The organism is Pseudoalteromonas distincta, assembly GCF_000814675.1.
Lineage (GTDB): Bacteria > Pseudomonadota > Gammaproteobacteria > Enterobacterales > Alteromonadaceae > Pseudoalteromonas > Pseudoalteromonas distincta.
In genome coordinates this window covers 55,942-72,323 of the sequence record NZ_JWIG01000005.1, presented here as the reverse complement: position 1 = coordinate 72,323, position 16,382 = coordinate 55,942, and the positions used below count along the sequence as shown (strand labels likewise).

The window sequence follows — 16,382 nt, the reverse complement described above, 5'->3', positions numbered from 1 at the left end:
GCCAGAGCAGATGCGCTTGATGAGTGATTTACTTTCTAGAAGAAGGCAGTTAATGGATATGCAAACGATGGAGAAAAATCGTTCACAGATAATGCCAAAAACAATATCATCACTAATAAAATCTATCCTAACGGCATTAAAAAATCAGATTGAAAAAGTAGATTTGAAACTACAAAAACTCATCAAAGAATGTGACGAATATAAGGTCAAGAATGACATTATTCAAAGTGTGCCTGGCGTTGGTAATGTTGTCGCGTTTAACTTACTTAGTGACATGCCTGAGCTTGGGTGTGTAAACAATAAAGAGGCTGCATCACTGGTTGGTGTTGCACCATTTAATCGAGAAAGTGGTGCTTATCAAGGTAAACGGATGATACGAGGTGGACGGCCAAAAATTAGAACCGCAATGTATATGGCAATGATGTCAGCTATCCAATGTAACCCTAAATTTAAAGCTATTTATCATCGGCTAGTCGCGGCAGGGAAACCTAAAAAAGTGGCTATTATTGCCTGTATAAGAAAGCTTATAGTAATCATAAATTCTATGGTGAGGGATGGTGTCATGTGGGATCCTAAAATGGTTTGAAATTAGGAATTGACACCATAGTCACTTGTTATATTTTTTTATACAGCTGAAATTCGTCTGATTCAGAAACCTCACAAAGTCCTTTAAGCATTCCGTACAACCGAGAAATAACACCAACAATGGTTTTACTCTCCAGTTTCTGAGCATTACTAACAGTAGAAACAAGATTGTTAATTCGTTTTTCTATATTTTCATCACCAAGCGTATGGGCATATTTATTGCGGATAGCATTTAGCTCTTTAATTTGTTTCCAGAGCCATACTGGCTCTTTGTTATCAAGGCACATACTTTCGGCTATCGCTATACACTGCGCAGCACTGAACGATTGTTTTTCTAAAGCCTTAGCATTGGGTAACCTTGAATTGATAAATTTTCGAACCTATCTTTCTATTAACAATTGTCCCTTTAAAATGATTAAAGCTGGGTCATCGTTTTCGCTAGGTAAATGATCTGTTAACTCATTATACGCAGCCCAATCATCTTCAGTAGCATTTACGAGGTCATGCCTAAGAGCAACGCACATATCTAAAACACTTTGCTTCTCTGTGCCAGCCTCAACATATTTTCTACATTCAGCAATATGTTTATCTAATTTCTCAAGTGAAAACACTGAACGCTCCTAAAAATATAACAGCTTATTGAACACCACTTTGGGGGGTTATAACACCCCAAAACGGCGTATATTACATTGTTCAATAATTCCACCAAACAACTTCAATGTAAACAGGTAATTACGTATGTTATAAAATTACCGTTGTTAAAATACACCAAAACGACTTTTAATAATGTTATTGGACAAAATAAAAATAGCTATTTATATAAACAGTAGGCTCTGTCAGTTAGCTTTATTTATGTAGCTACCTTTTACGACCATAATTAACAAACGTACGGATACTAAGCGCTAGTTAAGGCTTATTGAGGCTTACTTATACTGGTTTAGCATTGTTATACGCTTTAATAGTTGGCGTTTAGCCTTATCTGGTGGAAAAACTCGATTATAAAACAGAGGAAAAAGTAATAGGAAAATTTTGGCTTTATGTATTTAGCGCGTAATTAGCTAAAGCATTGGTGAGATAAGCGAGCCTTAACATATTAATGATACAGGCTCGCAGAGGTGTTTATGATAAAAACGAATGAGTGAGGTATTTACTTTACTTCAAAATTCACGTGGTCAAAGTATGGATTTTTCTCACGCGCTTTAAGTACGCTGATTGTAGTGAGCACGATGTGTTGCAGCTCGCTATTTACGCTAACAACTATGCATTCGTCTCTATTAGCATTGCGTTTTGTGTCAGTTGCTATCCCGCATACACCATCACCATTTTTTAATATAAGCTCAATGCTTAAATGGTGCATACAGGCAATTTCGATGTAATCGTATTGGTTGCAACTGATCATAACGTCCTCTTTATTTAGCCGGTTTAAAAACCATTAAAAAAGCAATAACAACAAGGTTGGCTATATACCACAGATCTTTAATTACAAACTGTCCTAAACGATCCAATAAAGTGGAAGAACTAAATGCACCGGTTGCGGTAATTAAGAATGTTTGGGTCATCATAAATACGCTTAAACACGCTAAGCCACTTACAATAATTAGCTTTTTATTATTTAAAAATAACCCTAAGCCCAATAACACGGCAAATAATACATCAAACCCGCCAATTACGTTAGACGCGCCTTGTACGCTAAATACCGTGTATAACCACGACATAAACGGTGAGGTTTCTACTAAACTTACAATGCCTTTTGCTTCAAATTCATAAAACTTCATGCCGCCAATCCACAATAAAACCATAGCAACCGGTATAAAGTTTAAAAGTACGTGTTGTTTGTCGGTAAGTTTGTCTTTATAAAACAAAAACAAATACAAAGGCACTACAGCAAAGTATTTAATTATGCCCTGCCCGCTACCAATGATTGGAAAGCCGCCAAGTTGAGCCATCCAACGGTTACTGGCAAACAAGGTAAGTAATGCAACTAAACTTATAATTGCTGCAAGTAAAAGTGCTGGCGTAGGTTTCATTAGTTTAAGGCGAGCGAGCACGGTGGCAAACGCTAAGGCAATCATAAAGAAGCCACTAATTAAACCTAATGCAGGTACAGACATTAGCGAGTCAACGCCATAAAAACTAAACGTAGCCGTTAACGTATTAGGGTTTGATCCTAACGCAAACGACAAGCCAAGTAGCAAAAAGCTAGTCGTTAATAAAAAAGTAATCACGTTATTGGTTAGTTTTAAGTTCATTGTATTTCCAAGTATTCGTTGAGGTTTATAAAGACCTTACGAACCTATAAAACAATTCAAGCTAACTCTTAAAAATCAGAGTTAATTAAGCACACTGTAAGCTCTTATCGGGTAATGTAATCAATCACTTTAGTTTATAGTTTATTTCCTCTTTATTAATAAAATTAAATAAGTCTAATATTCATATGATGTGCGTCATCTTTTTTATTATTAAATGAAGTAGAATAACGTCGCCTTTTCAATAAACAGAATGCAAGCATTTCTAAAACTTAGGGATATTTTAATGAAGGGTACTGATATTCGAGTTACCTCTGGACTGATTTCTATAGCCATTGTTTTACTACTTTGGTTTGCTGTACCGCCTCCGCAAGGTGTTACCGAAAACGCATGGCATTTGCTCGCTTTATTTATTGGTACTGTTGTTGCCATTATTGGTAAAGCAATGCCTATTGGCGCCATTGCTATTTTAGCTATTACTTCTGTTGCGTTAACCGGCGTAACTAATGACAGCCCATCTGGCGCTATTAAAGATGCATTAAGTGGCTTTTCTAATTCATTAATTTGGTTGATTGGTATTGCTATTATTATTTCTCGGGGTTTAGCTAAAACTGGTTTGGGAAATCGTATTGGCTATAATTTTATTTCTCTTTTTGGTAAAAAAACAGTTGGTATTGGCTATGCACTCGCACTTTCTGAACTTGTTATAGCACCTGTAACGCCAAGTAATACCGCGCGAGGCGGCGCTATTATTCACCCAATAATGAAGTCTATAGCAACAAGCTTTGGCTCTTCCCCTGAGGAAGGCACATCTCGTAAAATTGGGCACTACCTTGCTTTAGTTAGCTACCATATAAACCCTATTACATCAGCTATGTTTATTACAGCGACTGCGCCAAACCCTCTAATTGTAAAACTGATTGCTGATGCTACCGGTGCAAATATCAGTATTACTTGGAGTACGTGGGCGCTGGCAGCGCTTGTTCCTGGTTTGCTATGTATTGCCCTTGTGCCTTTGGTTGTTTATGCCATTTACCCACCTGAAGTTAAAAGTACGCCCGACGCTAAAACCTACGCAGAATCTAAATTAACTGAAATGGGCCCAATGAGTTATGGCGAAAAAATAATGGTGGGTGTTTTTGCTATGCTGCTTGTTTTATGGGCCGGCGTACCTGCAATGATTTTAGGGGCTGACTACGCAGTTAACACAACCGCAGTGGCCTTTTTAGGTTTATCGGTTTTATTAGTGACTGGTGTATTAAGCTGGGACGATGTACTTAAAGAAAAGTCTGCGTGGGATACCGTTGTTTGGTTTTCAGCATTAGTAATGATGGCCACTTTTTTAAATAAACTAGGTTTGGTAACGTGGTTTTCAACACTTGTTGAGAGCAATATTGCACAACTGGGTTTTGACTGGATTGTATCGGCCATTATATTGGTAGCTGTATATTTTTACGCTCATTACTTTTTTGCGAGTACTACAGCACATATTACTGCTATGTTTGCCGCATTTTACGCCGCAGGTTTAGCGCTTGGCGCTCCGCCTTTATTTTTAGGTTTACTGTTAGCTGGCGCTTCATCACTGATGATGTCGTTAACGCATTACGCAACAGGCACATCACCCATAGTGTTTGGCTCAGGCTATGTATCGTTAAAAGACTGGTGGGTAATGGGCCTTATAATGAGCGTTATTAATTTAAGTGTATGGGGAATTATTGGCGGGCTTTGGTGGAAAGCACTTGGGTATTGGTAGTCTTGCCTTTGTTAGTTTGGCTTGCACATTTAATACTGCGCACTTATTTTAGTTCGTTCTACAAATATAAACATTGAGGCTGTTGCAAGGGAGCACTATGGTTTTTAAATTTATAAAGGCAGCATATTCAGACCGAGACTACTTATTAAGCCTCAGAAAACTGACTATGATTGAACACTTAGAAAGTGCAGGGTTATTTTTAATACCAATTCGCTTAATTAAGTGATCTATTTTGAGGCTGGAAAAACGTGTTGATAGCTAGGCAAAAAATTCGCTATTTAGTTGTTCTAAATGAGCATTTTTTAACGCAGGTAGCGACACGTTTAGCCCCGCAAAATGATTAAGTATTATTGCGGATTGGTATAACAGATCAACAGCATGTTTTAAGGCTTAATGATCAATATGACTGCTCCCATCTTATAGTTATAAATGAGGTACCAATTGGTACTTTAAAATACCAAACACACGCTCAACACGTTGAAATAATGCAATTACAAATACATCCATTGCACCGAAATAAAGGGTATGGGAAAGCGGTTATTGAACAAGTAATTACAAATGCGCAGTCAAAACCCATTAAACTCACAGTGCTTAAAAACAACCCAGCATTAGGACTTTATAAGCGGCTGGGTTTTACTATAACGGATGAGGATAATTACGAGTACCACATGCAAACGCGAGCTACTCGTAGCTAAAATTAGTCGCTTTGATCTCTGAAGTCTTTTTTTCTGAAAATAGTTAAATGCCAACCCCAATGCAAAGAGCCTAATCTTAAAAAGATAGTCGTGAAAAATGAGCCTAAAATACACCAAATGTAATCAACATTAAGGCTAAATAAAGCGGCATAAACTGCACCACCCGCTAAACACGCAGAGGCGTAAGGTTCGCTGCGCATAACAGTTGGCACCTCACGGCAAATTACGTCGCGTATTAAACCACCAAATATACCTGTAGTAATGCCCATGGTAATTGCGACCACCATGCCAGAGCCATTAATGAGTGCTTTTTCTATCCCCATAATATTAAATAGCGCCATACCCACAGCGTCTACCAATAAAAAGTAGTAATTATTAACGCGCGGTAAGTATCGAATAAATGCAATTGTTGCTATAACGGCCCCATAGGTTGAATATAAATACTCTGGGGTTGCAATCCAAAATACCGGTTTGTTTAAAAGTATATCTCTGAGGGTACCGCCCCCTAATGCTGTAACGGTTGCAACCACTACGACGCCAAAGCCACTAATGTTTTTTTCATACCCAAGCAATGCCCCTGCAACAGCAAAAAATGCAACACCGAGTAACCCTAGTACCATAAAGTATTCAGCAGTCATGGTAATTCCTTTTTAAAGTTTATTAGGAGTTGTATCAACTTACGTGCCAAAAAACTGAGTAAATATAAATAAACCAACAATTTAAGTGACTGAAATTTATAAGCTTATTTAATTTATTAAAAAACGTTAGCTATGTGATATTTAGTGAAGGATTAACAAGAGTAATTATTTTAATTATGGGTAGTTTTTACACGTTAAAGTACAGAGGGATTTTGTTACAGAGTTGCAGTCGAGCACTTTTAAATTTTAAGCAAAAATTAAATGAACAATAAAGCTATTACCAATATTACAAAAATAATAGGCAATATTGCATGTTGCCAGTTTTGTTCTTTATTTTGATTATAGAGTGTTTGCATTGAGCTTTTATCATTATTGGTAAAACTATGCTGGCACTGCATACAGTTTTGGGCTTTTATGCTCACCCAAGTACCACATTTAATACATGCGTAACACCTCGACAGTTTATCAAACTCGTTTGTTTTCCTAAATATTCTCATTTATCACCTCATTGATTTTCGCCGCAGTAAGAAACCCAATGAATAATATATGCTCTTTAAATTCATTGTTACTTCTTTACTTTATTCAATAATTTTTACATTTGGAATGTTTTGTAAAAGGTAGGATTTTAAAGATTCAAACGCATCTTTATTGAAAATAAACTCAGTTGTTTTACCATCAACTTGATTATACGGTAGTGCAAATACACCGTGCCTTTTAGTTTTGTCGATGACAACTTTGTTAATATCGTTAATATTAAACACTTGCTTATAAACGTATAATATTTGCCCCTCAACGCGTACAGCCTTTAACGGGCTTTGCTCAACATTGCGCGAACGAATAAACACAAAATATAAAATAACGGGAAATAAAAACAGGTTAAGCGCTTGCAAACTAAAAGGTTTATCTATCAATACAATATATGTTGAGTAACAAATTAAAGAGGCCGCTAGTGCTAAAATTAGCTGTGTGTTGTTTTTCATAATCATCCTTGGTTACTAGTCAAAAAAATCGGTAAGGTTTTTTAATTATATTACCAATTTAGTGAAATACGCCATTTTGTAACTTTTGCTAATCAAACAGCGTTTGATACATTATTAAATCCGCAATAAAATATTAGGCTCTCGCTGATGAGTAAAGCTCATCTAAAGTGTAGGTAGAAAAATCTATTTCAGAGTCCATGAAAAAAATCCGTCATATAGTGTTATTAAAAAGCAATCTAACACAACTAATTTAAGCTATTCAATTGTTTAAAATTATCAAATAAAAAAACTACTAAAAAGTAGCCTTTAATTATTAATTACCCTTCAGCTTTTTAACTGTGCTGCCTTTTTAAGCGCCCACCAACCAATTACTAAGCTCATTAATATACGTACAGGAAAGTAAATAACAGCTGGTAGGCCAAATAACCAATTGGCAAAGCCTTGTGGCATTACATAAAATGCGACCCGCTTCACCCAAAATATAAACTCAACATACTGCGCTAAAAAGTCATTAAGCGATAAGCTTAGTAGCGCTAATTCATTACTTATTAGAACCCATAAGGCATATAAACCAAGCAGACCATCACCCATACTACCAATATAAGATGAGTAGCCTATAAATAATAAAAAACTGCGCATGGTAAGTCCTTCTTAGCTGTACCAACAAGTTAAAATACAAACTAGCTAATCCAAAAAATATTAAAAATGGCTTTGTTAATTGCACCCTTTAGACGTTTTAACTAATTGAATATTATTAACACTTGCGTGTACTCCACAGTAAAACATGTAGTTAGAGCAATGATAGTTTTCATCCATAATATTCAAACCATTCTCATCAAATTCTAGCTCAAACTTACAGTTAATATCGTATTCGGGCTCTTGCTCTTCAAACACCAGTTTTTTACCCTTTAGTACTAAAGGTAATGGTTCTGCCGCCCCTTCTAACGGAGCTGTGATAGTGCAAATATGAAAGTTAAAGCCCCAGATAAGACCTTCTGTAAAATATTTATCGTCTTTTTTAAATATATTTATATAGCTCGTTTTTAATTTAAAACGCTCATCACTTTCGCTCCCATCGTCGTTGAGCATAGGGGTCGCGCTAGTTATTTTGTCTGTTCTTGAATAGCATCCTTCAAATGAGTCTGCATGTGAATATCCACTAAAGACCGCACTTGCTAGCATAAAAGCTGTTTTAATCATCACTCGCTCCTTGCTGTAACGTTAAGTTCGCTCAAAAAAACGCCTTGTATCGTCTGTCATTTTTACTGGTAAACCGTTACCAACCATAAAGTGATAGAAACGCAAATCATCAATCAAGTCAGGGGCTGATATTTCTATGTCTCGGTAAGTCGCGTCTCTAAATTTAAACCTTAAGGTATGCTCAAACCGCTTCGATTAACAATAAAGTACTTCTTCTAGCTCAGACACCTTTATATTTATACCAAGTAATTTAAATTCACCATTGGCAATATCAATAACTTGTGATTGCTTATTATTTGTAGATAGCCATTCAATAACCACTCCTAAAGAAGATAATCCAAACAAATATAAAAACTGATGCAATAAAGGTTTTTCGTTAATTACTTCCATGTAAAATAGCAAAATGACAATAAATAATGCTGATAAAGCCAAACTATAGACTATTTTAAATCCGGGTAGTTTTTTTTGCCTAGGCAAAGCTGCCATAATTAATATCCTAATTAATCTACATAACTCACTTTTGTTCCCGCTAAATGATCATGTAAACATCGTTTATCTTTTCCAAATATAAATAATGGATTAACAAAACCTGCTATAAACTGACCTACCGAAGGTACAAGTGATAATAGTTGCATACAAAGCATGCGTTTAAAGTAAATTGTAGTAAAGCTTGCTTGTGTACCATCTAAATTTTCAATACGGATAGACATTAAAGATTTACCAATCGTTTGTCCGCGTTGGTACATAAGGTAACCATGAAGCACTAACGTGCTTAATATGCCATAACCTAGCAAACCTGCAGATAAAGTAAGTGTTGGTTGGCTTAAATTATCAAACCCTACGAGTATGAATACAGGTATAAAACAAGCAACACCTAAAACGCCATCAACAATAGCAGCTACTAGCCTATCTGAGCGCGTTGCTTTTTCTCCTGCTACTTTTGATACAATATTTTCAGATGGGCTCTGTGCTTCTCGCATTTTAATTAAGTCGTCTATTTCTTTTGCTCGATCTGGGTAGGCTTCGCGATCTATAGCTCTCGCTGATGAGTAAAGCTCATCTAAAGTGTAGGTAGAAAAATCAATTTCAGAGTCCATGCAAAAAATCCATATAGTGTTATTAAAAAGCAATCTAACACAATTAATTTAAGCTATTCAATTATTTAAGATTATCAAATAAAAAAGCTACTAAAAAGTAGCCTTTAATTATTAATTAAATACCATTCAATTTGCTGTTAAAAATGCCATTTAACTAGTAAGTTTGGATTATGTTCGGTTTGCCCATCTACACCAAATTTATTTTTCCAATAAACATACTCAATACCCACATCAAGACGAGTGGTATCTAAGCCGAGCATAGGGGCAATATTGTATTTAATCTGCGAGGTAAAGTTAAAGCCACCTTCACTTTTACCAAACATTGTGTCGGTGCTATCTACAATATCTAAAAAGCCATCGTATCTAAAGTTACCTTTGTTATAGCCCCACGTGACTGTTATTTGGTTATTATCTTCACGTTGAATACCTATATCATCTTGAAAACGACGATAATAAGCCACATTAAAATATTGAAAGCCAGGTACATCAAGTGATACACCGCCCCCTAATAAATAGTTATTTTGATCCGTATCTCCCGAGCCATACTCTGTTTGTAAGCCTAAAAACACCTCTTTAACAAAGCTATTTTGTGGCTTGTAAAGAGTAGGGTTTATGTTTAGCTCACCGTACACTTCATCGGGATTACTTAATCTATCCATAAAGAAGAACGTACTGCCCCATGTATGTCCCGATGCATGCTCTATAGTAACAACACTTCTATCATCTTCCTCCCCTGAAAACGGCTCTAGGTAGTCGGCTCCTGTCATTGCGGTAATACTAAAATCAGACCAAAGCTCTTTAGCCGATAAACCTGTAGAGCACATTGCAATTGCAGTTACTAATGCTAATTTTTTTATTGTTTTGATTTTCATTGTTAATCCCTTTTATGATTTTTATTAGTTTAGTTAAGATGATCCGTACTTGCTGAGTAATTTTCTGGTAGTACCAACGTCATTATTATTGCGGTGATACCCGACACCGTCACTGCGCTACCAAATATGGCAGTAACTAACTTAGGTGCGTTTGCAAACAACTCCGGTACAAAACTAACACCTAGCCCGAGCCCCAAACTCACCGCAATAATAAGTAAACTTCTGCGATTTATTTTTTCGCTGGCAAGTATTTTGACCCCAGCGGCTGCTACGGTGCCAAACATTACAAGCGTTGCACCGCCCAAAACGGGTTTAGGTATATTTTGTAATACAGCGCCAATCACAGGAAACAAACCAAGGATGATTAAAATACCGCCGATCCACAGGCCTATGTACCTGCTGGCAACACCTGTTAGCTGAATAACCCCGTTGTTTTGACTAAAAGTAGTATTAGGAAAAGTATTAAATAAGGCCGCAATCATCGAGTTAACGCCATCACCTAGAATACCACCGCGTATGCGTGCTAAGTAAGTAGGCCCTCTAACAGGTAACTTAGAAACAGCACAATTGGCAGTAATATCGCCTGTCGATTCAATTGCAGTAATAAGGTATAAAAAGCCAAAGGCTATAAGCGCACCAAAATCTACACTAAAACCGTACTTAAACGGTATTGGCATGGCGATTAAATCAAACTCGCCGACTTCAAATTTGGCTATTCCTAATATAACGGCCAGTATCCAACCTACTATCATGGCTACAACCACGGCTGTTAGCCTTACCCATTGATTTTTACTTGCATTAAGCAGCACCACTAAAGCAACAACCGAAAAACCAACAATTAGGTTACTTGGTGAGGCAAACTCGTCAGGCTTATTAGTTAATAGCCACTGGCCGCCGCCTATGTCGGTCATACCCACTTTTATAAGGTAGACGCCTATAGTGGTAATAACCACGCCGGTAACAACAGGCTTAATTACTTTGCCGAGTTTTTCTATAAAAAAACTAATAAATATCTCTACAAAGGCCGCTAAAAAACACACAGCAAAAATAGTAGCGAGCACTTCATCGTTATTGCCACCCGTAGCTTTAACAGTAAAGCCTGTGGCCAAAATAGTGCCTAAAAAAGCAAAACTGGTGCCTTGCACACATATAAGTCCAGAACCAACAGGCCCTACTCTGCGCGCTTGTATAAACGTACCAACACCCGATACAAACAACGCCATACTAATTAAATATGGTATTTCAGCTGCTAGGCCAAGCACCCCACCAATAATAAGTGTGGGTGTAATAATGCCTACAAAGCTTGCGAGTACGTGCTGTAGTGCAGCAAAAAATGATTCAGTTAGCCCTGGTTTATCATCTACCGCGTAAATTATGTCTTCTGAAATAGCTTCTTGGTTTGACATGGTCAATATCCTTTTAGCGCTTAAACTTGGGCAAGGTATTAACGCCCTGCCCTATTTTAATTCAAATACGTCTGCGTTTATTTAAGCTGCCCTTCTACGCCTTCAACGTAAAAGTCCATGCCGAGTAAGGTTTTATCATCAATAGTCTGCCCAGCTTTTGTAACCAGCTCACCTTGCTGATTTTTTATAGGGCCAGTAAATGGATGAAATTCACCTTTACCAATTTTCTCTGAAATAGCATTTACTTCACTCACTACATCACTTGGAATGTCTTTACTTAGCGGCGCTAAGCGAGTCATCCCTGAGCCTATCCCTTTCCATATATCTTGCGATTGCCATTTATCGTCAAGTACTTGCTGTACGCGATCTGCATAAAATTCATCCCAGTGATGAACCGCTGCCGTTAAATGTGCTTTTTTACCGTATCCGCTCATATCTGAGTGGTAGCCAATAGCGTAAATACCAGCGGCTTGCGCTGCTTGCAATGGTGCAGGCGAATCAGTATGTTGGGTAATAATATCAACGCCTTGATCTATTAGGCTATCGGCAGCTTCGCGCTCTTTACCTGGATCAAACCAGCTATTAACCCACACTACTTTTACTTTTGCATTAGGCTTTACTGAGCGCAAACCAAGCGTAAATGCATTTATACCGCGTATTACCTCCGGAATAGGAAACGCAGCAATATAACCAATACTGTCGGTTTTACTCATGTGCCCTGCAATAACACCTGTTAGGTAGCGTCCTTCGTAAATGCGATCAAAGTAAGTGCTTACGTTTTTTGCGCGTTTATAGCCTGTGGCATGCTCAAACTTTACATTAGGAAATCGTTTAGCCACTTTAAGTGTTGGGTTCATGTAGCCAAACGACGTGGTAAATATTAAATCGTGCCCGCTTTTAGCCAGTTGCGTAATAACACGCTCTGCATCCGCCCCTTCTGGTACGCTTTCGACAAAAGTGGTTTCTATTTTGTCGCCAAACTTTTCTTCAAGGTAGTGGCGGCTAGAGTCATGTGTATAAGTCCAACCGGCCTCACCTATGGGGCTTACATATACAAAGCCAACTTTTACGCTATCTTTTGCAATAGCAGATGCGCTTATGCCTAAGCTCAATGCAACCCCGAGTGCTGTTATAAGTTTTTTCATTGTTATTCTCCGTGTTATATTTTTAATATCCTGTTGAAGCAGGTGATTTGCCTTATTGATTTTGTAATTAATTTAATGACCCTTGTGCCAAGGTTTACCTAGCCACATGGGTTCGTACATTTTTAATTTTTGTTTATTTTTACTGAGCATAATCAGTACTATAAGCGTTGCACCATAAGGCAACATGGCTAATAAGTTAGACTCCACAGCCCACCCAAAAGCCTGTGCCACTAAGTGCATAATGCTGGCAAAGCCAAATAAATAAGCGCCAAGCATTACGCGCTCAATACGCCAGCTTGCAAACACCACTAAAGCAAGAGCTATCCAACCTCGCCCTGCCGTCATGTTTTGAGTCCAAAGTGGTGTATAAGCCAACGACAAGTATGCGCCCGCAATGCCAGCCAGTGCGCCGCCAAACATAACGGCTAAATAACGAGTACGCATTACAGGTAATCCTAAGTTATTACCCACACTTGGGTTTTCGCCAATAGCTCGTACTGCAAGCCCTGCTCTGTGGTATTTAAAAAACAAATACGCACCAAGCACTAAACCCCAACTTAAATACACAATGGCGTCTTGCGAAAATAGCGCTTTGCCTAAAACTGGAATATGCTCAAACCCTGCAATTGCTAAAGTAGGTAACGCGTTAATGGTTTTTCCCTCATAGTCGGCACCTAAAAATGCCGAAAGGCCTGTACCAAAAATAGTCAGCGCCAAACCTGCCGCTACTTGGCTAGCATTTAAATTAAGCGCTACAAAAGCGAAAATAAGTGAGGCCATAACACCAACCAAAGCTGCTACCGTAAAACCAATAAATAGGTTGTCGCATTGGTACATGGTTATAAACCCTGCCACCGCGCCTAAGAGCATCATGCCTTCTTGCCCTAAATTTAAGGTGCCGCTTTTTTCGCATACCATTTCACCCAGCGCCACCAGCAATAAGGGGGTGCCTGTACGAATAGTGGCGTATAAAATATTAGTAATTACATCTAATTCCATGATTTAAGACTCCTGTGCAATATGTATTGGCTGCGCTTTTTGTTGTTTAAATGGCAGCGAAAATCTAAGGCGATAAGTAATAAGCACATCGCACGAGAGTAAATAAAACAGCATTAACCCCTGAAAAATACCGGTTATAGCGTTAGGTAATCCCATGTTAATTTGCGCAAGTTCACCTCCCATATAAATAAGCCCCATTAATAAGCCCGCAAACGTAATTCCTACTGGGTGGAGTCGCCCTAAAAAAGCAACAATAATGGCGGCATAGCCATAACCGGGTGATATTTGCGGAACTAGCTGCCCAATAGGCCCAGCTACTTCGCCCGCTCCAGCAAGCCCCGCCAAGCCCCCGCTAATAACTAGCACTCCGGCAATTAATAATGCTCGTTTGTAACCCGCCATTTTGGCCGCGGATGCATCAAGCCCAAGTACTTGTATTTGAAAGCCTATAAAGGTTTTACTAATAAAAACCCATGTGGCGCATAGCGCTAATAACGCAAACGCCAGGCCTAAGTGCAATCGAGTACCGTCGAATAAAATAGGTAATAGCGTGCTATCGCCAAACAATGCACTTTCAGGAAAGTTATAACCGTGAGGATCTTTGAGTGGCCCATGAACAGCCCACAGCAATACATTTACTGCTATGTAGTTGAGCATTATGGTGACTAAAATTTCATTGGTGTTTAAACGCAGCTTCATAAAAGCAGCAAGCCCCGCCCACAACATGCCACCAGCAATACCAGCGAATAATGTAAGTGGCATTGCAAAAGCACTTGTTGAGCCAACAAAGTTAACGGCTACAGCACTTGCACATACACCACCAATAAGCAGTTGCCCTTCTGCGCCTATATTCCAAACCGATGCTCTATAACAAAGCGCTAAGCCATAGGCGCATAGCAAAATAGGAATGGTCATTACAAGTAGCTCAGTTACACCATACCAATCGGCAACAGGTGCTATAAGCAATGTATACAGGGCATTTAGAGGATCATGCCCTAATAAGGCAAACACCACGTAACCGGTTATTAATGTTAGTAAAATAGCTAAAACAGGAGAGAGATAACTCCAAGCCGGTGAGCGTTCAACACGTGGTTCTAACTTAATCATGCGAGTGCCCCTTGTGGTGTGTGTACTTTAGGCTGGTTATTAAAAACATCGCTAAAGTCGCCAGCCATCCACTGCCCTAACTGCACAAGCGGTACGGTATCGGTATTTAAAATAGGAGACAGTTTGCCATCACAAATTGCGCCAATACGGTCGCAAATTTTATAAAGTTCGTCTAAATCTTCTGAAATAACGAGTACCGCACACCCTTCGTCGCGAAGCTTTAAAATAGCTTCATGTATCGCCACTTGTGCGCCTATATCTACACCCCAAGTAGGGTGCGACATAACGAGTAGTTTTGGGCTTTGCTCTACCTCGCGACCAATAATAAATTTTTGTAAATTACCGCCTGAAAGGCTAGCTGCATGAGTGCGAAAACTTGGTGTTTTAACCTTGTATTTTGTAATGATTTTATTAGCAAGCTCAGTAATTTTTTGTTTTACTAAAAAGCCATTTTTAACTAGTCCACTATCAAAACTAGTAAGCAGTGCATTTTGTGCTAAATCCATAGTGGGCACGGCTCCTCGCCCAAGCCTATCCTCTGGCACACATGCAAGCCCAAGGCGGCGCCTTTTTAGCGGGCACAGTGCATCAACTACGGTATTTTTAAATTTAATGGCGCTACTACTAGCTTGAATCTGCTCCCCCGAAAGCACTTTTAATAACTCTTCTTGTCCGTTGCCAGCAACACCCGCAATCCCCACTATTTCGCCTTGCTGTACTGCAAAGTTAATGTTTTTAAGGGGTGTTTCAAATAACGCTTGTGCGGCGGTGGTTAGATTATTAACGGTTAAAAAATCCGCAGTACCCAAAGCTCTGCGAGTTTGGTTACTAATTGGCGTATTGTCGCCTACCATCAGCCTAGCAATTGACTCACTAGTTTCGTTTTTAGGAATACAATGCCCGCTTACTTTCCCGCCTCTCAAAATGGTAGCACTGTCACATAGCTCAATCACTTCGTGCAGTTTATGGCTGATAAAGAGCACAGAGCAGCCTTCTTTTTTAAGTGACTTTAGGGTTTTAAATAATGCATCGACTTCTTGTGGAGTCAGTACTGAAGTGGGTTCGTCTAGAATAAGTAACTGAATATCTAATAATAAGCATCTAACAATTTCTACTCGTTGGCGCTCGCCAGTTGAAAGTGTTGATACCAGTCTATGGGGGTCTAATGGCATACCATAACGTGTTGATGTTTTCGTAATTCGACCCGCAAGCGTGCTGCTATGCCCTGCTAAATCACCTAACGCTAGTTCAATATTTTGGGCGACCGTAAGTGTTTCAAATAACGAAAAGTGCTGAAAGACCATTCCAATGCCTAAATCACGCGCATCAGCAGGCTCTTTTATATTCATTATACGGCCGTTGAAAAACATGTCCCCTTGGTCAGGTTTAACCACACCATAAAGCATTTTCATTAATGTGCTTTTACCTGCACCGTTTTCACCTAATAAGGCATGCACTTCACCATGCTTAATTTTTAAGGTTACGTCATTATTGGCTATACATCCGGGATACTGCTTTGTCATTTCCTGCATAGTAAGGCGGTATTTATTATTCATTATTAGGGCCTATTTGTACTTAATGAGCAATTTAGCCTACTCAAAACATCAACTGACCAACCGGTCAACAATGGCATGGTAACTGCAATATACTTACCAAGAT

Annotated in this window: 19 protein-coding genes; 3 read left to right on the top strand and 16 right to left on the bottom strand. The window is 38.7% G+C overall.

Annotated features, from left to right (window positions below; genetic code table 11):
- The coding region (locus tag QT16_RS04790; protein ID WP_039486684.1) for an IS110 family transposase at positions 1-586 on the top strand (586 nt) is incomplete at its 5' end.
- A gap of 28 nt (positions 587-614) precedes the next feature.
- Here the strand turns inward: QT16_RS04790 and QT16_RS04785 are convergent.
- The 4 genes from QT16_RS04785 to QT16_RS04770 form a co-directional block, all read right to left on the bottom strand.
- Positions 615-872, bottom strand: coding sequence for a hypothetical protein (locus tag QT16_RS04785; protein ID WP_039486666.1), 258 nt, complete (start codon positions 870-872; stop codon positions 615-617).
- Positions 873-965: 93 nt separating this feature from the next.
- Positions 966-1,196, bottom strand: coding sequence for a hypothetical protein (locus tag QT16_RS04780; RefSeq protein ID WP_039486664.1), 231 nt, complete (start codon positions 1,194-1,196; stop codon positions 966-968).
- A 536-nt stretch (positions 1,197-1,732) separates the two neighbouring features.
- Entirely contained in the window at positions 1,733-1,984 is a 252-nt protein-coding gene (locus QT16_RS04775; RefSeq protein ID WP_039486662.1) for a Rho-binding antiterminator, read from the bottom strand.
- Between the two features lie 10 nt (positions 1,985-1,994).
- Positions 1,995-2,834, bottom strand: a complete 840-nt coding sequence (locus tag QT16_RS04770) for a DUF417 family protein (RefSeq protein ID WP_039486660.1) — start codon at positions 2,832-2,834, stop codon at positions 1,995-1,997.
- 283 nt (positions 2,835-3,117) lie between these two features.
- Between QT16_RS04770 and QT16_RS04765 the strand changes: the two genes are divergently transcribed.
- Both QT16_RS04765 and QT16_RS04760 read left to right on the top strand, forming a co-directional pair.
- A complete protein-coding gene (locus QT16_RS04765; protein ID WP_039486658.1) occupies positions 3,118-4,584 on the top strand; it encodes a DASS family sodium-coupled anion symporter in 1,467 nt (488 codons plus the stop codon).
- 350 nt (positions 4,585-4,934) lie between these two features.
- Entirely contained in the window at positions 4,935-5,279 is a 345-nt protein-coding gene (locus tag QT16_RS04760; RefSeq protein WP_039486656.1) for a GNAT family N-acetyltransferase, read from the top strand.
- 2 nt (positions 5,280-5,281) lie between these two features.
- Here the strand turns inward: QT16_RS04760 and QT16_RS04755 are convergent, their stop codons facing one another.
- The 12 genes from QT16_RS04755 to QT16_RS04695 form a co-directional block, all read right to left on the bottom strand.
- Positions 5,282-5,917 carry a trimeric intracellular cation channel family protein gene (locus tag QT16_RS04755; protein WP_004334621.1) on the bottom strand — a complete coding sequence of 212 codons (636 nt, stop codon included), beginning with the start codon at positions 5,915-5,917 and terminating at the stop codon, positions 5,282-5,284.
- Between the two features lie 578 nt (positions 5,918-6,495).
- On the bottom strand, positions 6,496-6,897 hold the full coding sequence (locus QT16_RS04745; protein WP_024595034.1) for a hypothetical protein: 402 nt from the start codon (positions 6,895-6,897) through the stop codon (positions 6,496-6,498).
- Positions 6,898-7,221: 324 nt separating this feature from the next.
- Positions 7,222-7,536 (bottom strand): hypothetical protein, encoded by a 315-nt coding sequence (locus QT16_RS04740; protein WP_039486648.1) that lies wholly within the window; start codon positions 7,534-7,536, stop codon positions 7,222-7,224.
- A gap of 75 nt (positions 7,537-7,611) precedes the next feature.
- Entirely contained in the window at positions 7,612-8,097 is a 486-nt protein-coding gene (locus tag QT16_RS04735; RefSeq protein WP_238719422.1) for a hypothetical protein, read from the bottom strand.
- Positions 8,098-8,292: 195 nt separating this feature from the next.
- On the bottom strand, positions 8,293-8,583 hold the full coding sequence (locus tag QT16_RS20975; protein WP_238719421.1) for a hypothetical protein: 291 nt from the start codon (positions 8,581-8,583) through the stop codon (positions 8,293-8,295).
- Positions 8,584-8,597: 14 nt separating this feature from the next.
- Positions 8,598-9,194, bottom strand: a complete 597-nt coding sequence (locus QT16_RS04725; RefSeq protein ID WP_039486646.1) for an RDD family protein — start codon at positions 9,192-9,194, stop codon at positions 8,598-8,600.
- 137 nt (positions 9,195-9,331) lie between these two features.
- Positions 9,332-10,066: a DUF5020 family protein gene (locus QT16_RS04720; protein WP_039486644.1), complete on the bottom strand. Its 735-nt coding sequence runs from the start codon at positions 10,064-10,066 to the stop codon at positions 9,332-9,334.
- A gap of 29 nt (positions 10,067-10,095) precedes the next feature.
- Positions 10,096-11,472 carry a uracil-xanthine permease family protein gene (locus QT16_RS04715; RefSeq protein WP_004334596.1) on the bottom strand — a complete coding sequence of 459 codons (1,377 nt, stop codon included), beginning with the start codon at positions 11,470-11,472 and terminating at the stop codon, positions 10,096-10,098.
- Between the two features lie 77 nt (positions 11,473-11,549).
- On the bottom strand, positions 11,550-12,617 hold the full coding sequence (locus tag QT16_RS04710) for a BMP family ABC transporter substrate-binding protein (RefSeq protein WP_039486641.1): 1,068 nt from the start codon (positions 12,615-12,617) through the stop codon (positions 11,550-11,552).
- Between the two features lie 72 nt (positions 12,618-12,689).
- On the bottom strand, positions 12,690-13,616 hold the full coding sequence (locus QT16_RS04705; protein ID WP_024591976.1) for an ABC transporter permease: 927 nt from the start codon (positions 13,614-13,616) through the stop codon (positions 12,690-12,692).
- A 3-nt stretch (positions 13,617-13,619) separates the two neighbouring features.
- Positions 13,620-14,723: an ABC transporter permease gene (locus QT16_RS04700; protein ID WP_039486636.1), complete on the bottom strand. Its 1,104-nt coding sequence runs from the start codon at positions 14,721-14,723 to the stop codon at positions 13,620-13,622.
- Positions 14,720-16,279 (bottom strand): ABC transporter ATP-binding protein, encoded by a 1,560-nt coding sequence (locus tag QT16_RS04695; protein ID WP_039486632.1) that lies wholly within the window; start codon positions 16,277-16,279, stop codon positions 14,720-14,722. Before QT16_RS04695 ends, QT16_RS04700 begins: the two co-directional genes overlap by 4 nt.
- Positions 16,280-16,382 lie beyond the last annotated feature (103 nt).

Excerpts from the sequence above, each read along its gene's own strand:
- QT16_RS04755 (WP_004334621.1), bottom strand. The coding sequence starts at position 5,917 with ATGACTGCTGAATACTTTATGGTACTAGGGTTACTCGGTGTTGCATTT.
- QT16_RS04740 (WP_039486648.1), bottom strand. The coding sequence starts at position 7,536 with ATGCGCAGTTTTTTATTATTTATAGGCTACTCATCTTATATTGGTAGT.
- QT16_RS04695 (WP_039486632.1), bottom strand. The coding sequence starts at position 16,279 with ATGAATAATAAATACCGCCTTACTATGCAGGAAATGACAAAGCAGTAT.
- QT16_RS04715 (WP_004334596.1), bottom strand. The coding sequence starts at position 11,472 with ATGTCAAACCAAGAAGCTATTTCAGAAGACATAATTTACGCGGTAGAT.
- QT16_RS04775 (WP_039486662.1), bottom strand. The coding sequence starts at position 1,984 with ATGATCAGTTGCAACCAATACGATTACATCGAAATTGCCTGTATGCAC.
- QT16_RS04765 (WP_039486658.1), top strand. The coding sequence starts at position 3,118 with ATGAAGGGTACTGATATTCGAGTTACCTCTGGACTGATTTCTATAGCC.
- QT16_RS04705 (WP_024591976.1), bottom strand. The coding sequence starts at position 13,616 with ATGGAATTAGATGTAATTACTAATATTTTATACGCCACTATTCGTACA.
- QT16_RS04745 (WP_024595034.1), bottom strand. The coding sequence starts at position 6,897 with ATGAAAAACAACACACAGCTAATTTTAGCACTAGCGGCCTCTTTAATT.
- QT16_RS04700 (WP_039486636.1), bottom strand. The coding sequence starts at position 14,723 with ATGATTAAGTTAGAACCACGTGTTGAACGCTCACCGGCTTGGAGTTAT.
- QT16_RS04720 (WP_039486644.1), bottom strand. The coding sequence starts at position 10,066 with ATGAAAATCAAAACAATAAAAAAATTAGCATTAGTAACTGCAATTGCA.
- QT16_RS20975 (WP_238719421.1), bottom strand. The coding sequence starts at position 8,583 with ATGGCAGCTTTGCCTAGGCAAAAAAAACTACCCGGATTTAAAATAGTC.
- QT16_RS04770 (WP_039486660.1), bottom strand. The coding sequence starts at position 2,834 with ATGAACTTAAAACTAACCAATAACGTGATTACTTTTTTATTAACGACT.
- QT16_RS04710 (WP_039486641.1), bottom strand. The coding sequence starts at position 12,617 with ATGAAAAAACTTATAACAGCACTCGGGGTTGCATTGAGCTTAGGCATA.
- QT16_RS04735 (WP_238719422.1), bottom strand. The coding sequence starts at position 8,097 with ATGATTAAAACAGCTTTTATGCTAGCAAGTGCGGTCTTTAGTGGATAT.
- QT16_RS04785 (WP_039486666.1), bottom strand. The coding sequence starts at position 872 with ATGTGCCTTGATAACAAAGAGCCAGTATGGCTCTGGAAACAAATTAAA.
- QT16_RS04725 (WP_039486646.1), bottom strand. The coding sequence starts at position 9,194 with ATGGACTCTGAAATTGATTTTTCTACCTACACTTTAGATGAGCTTTAC.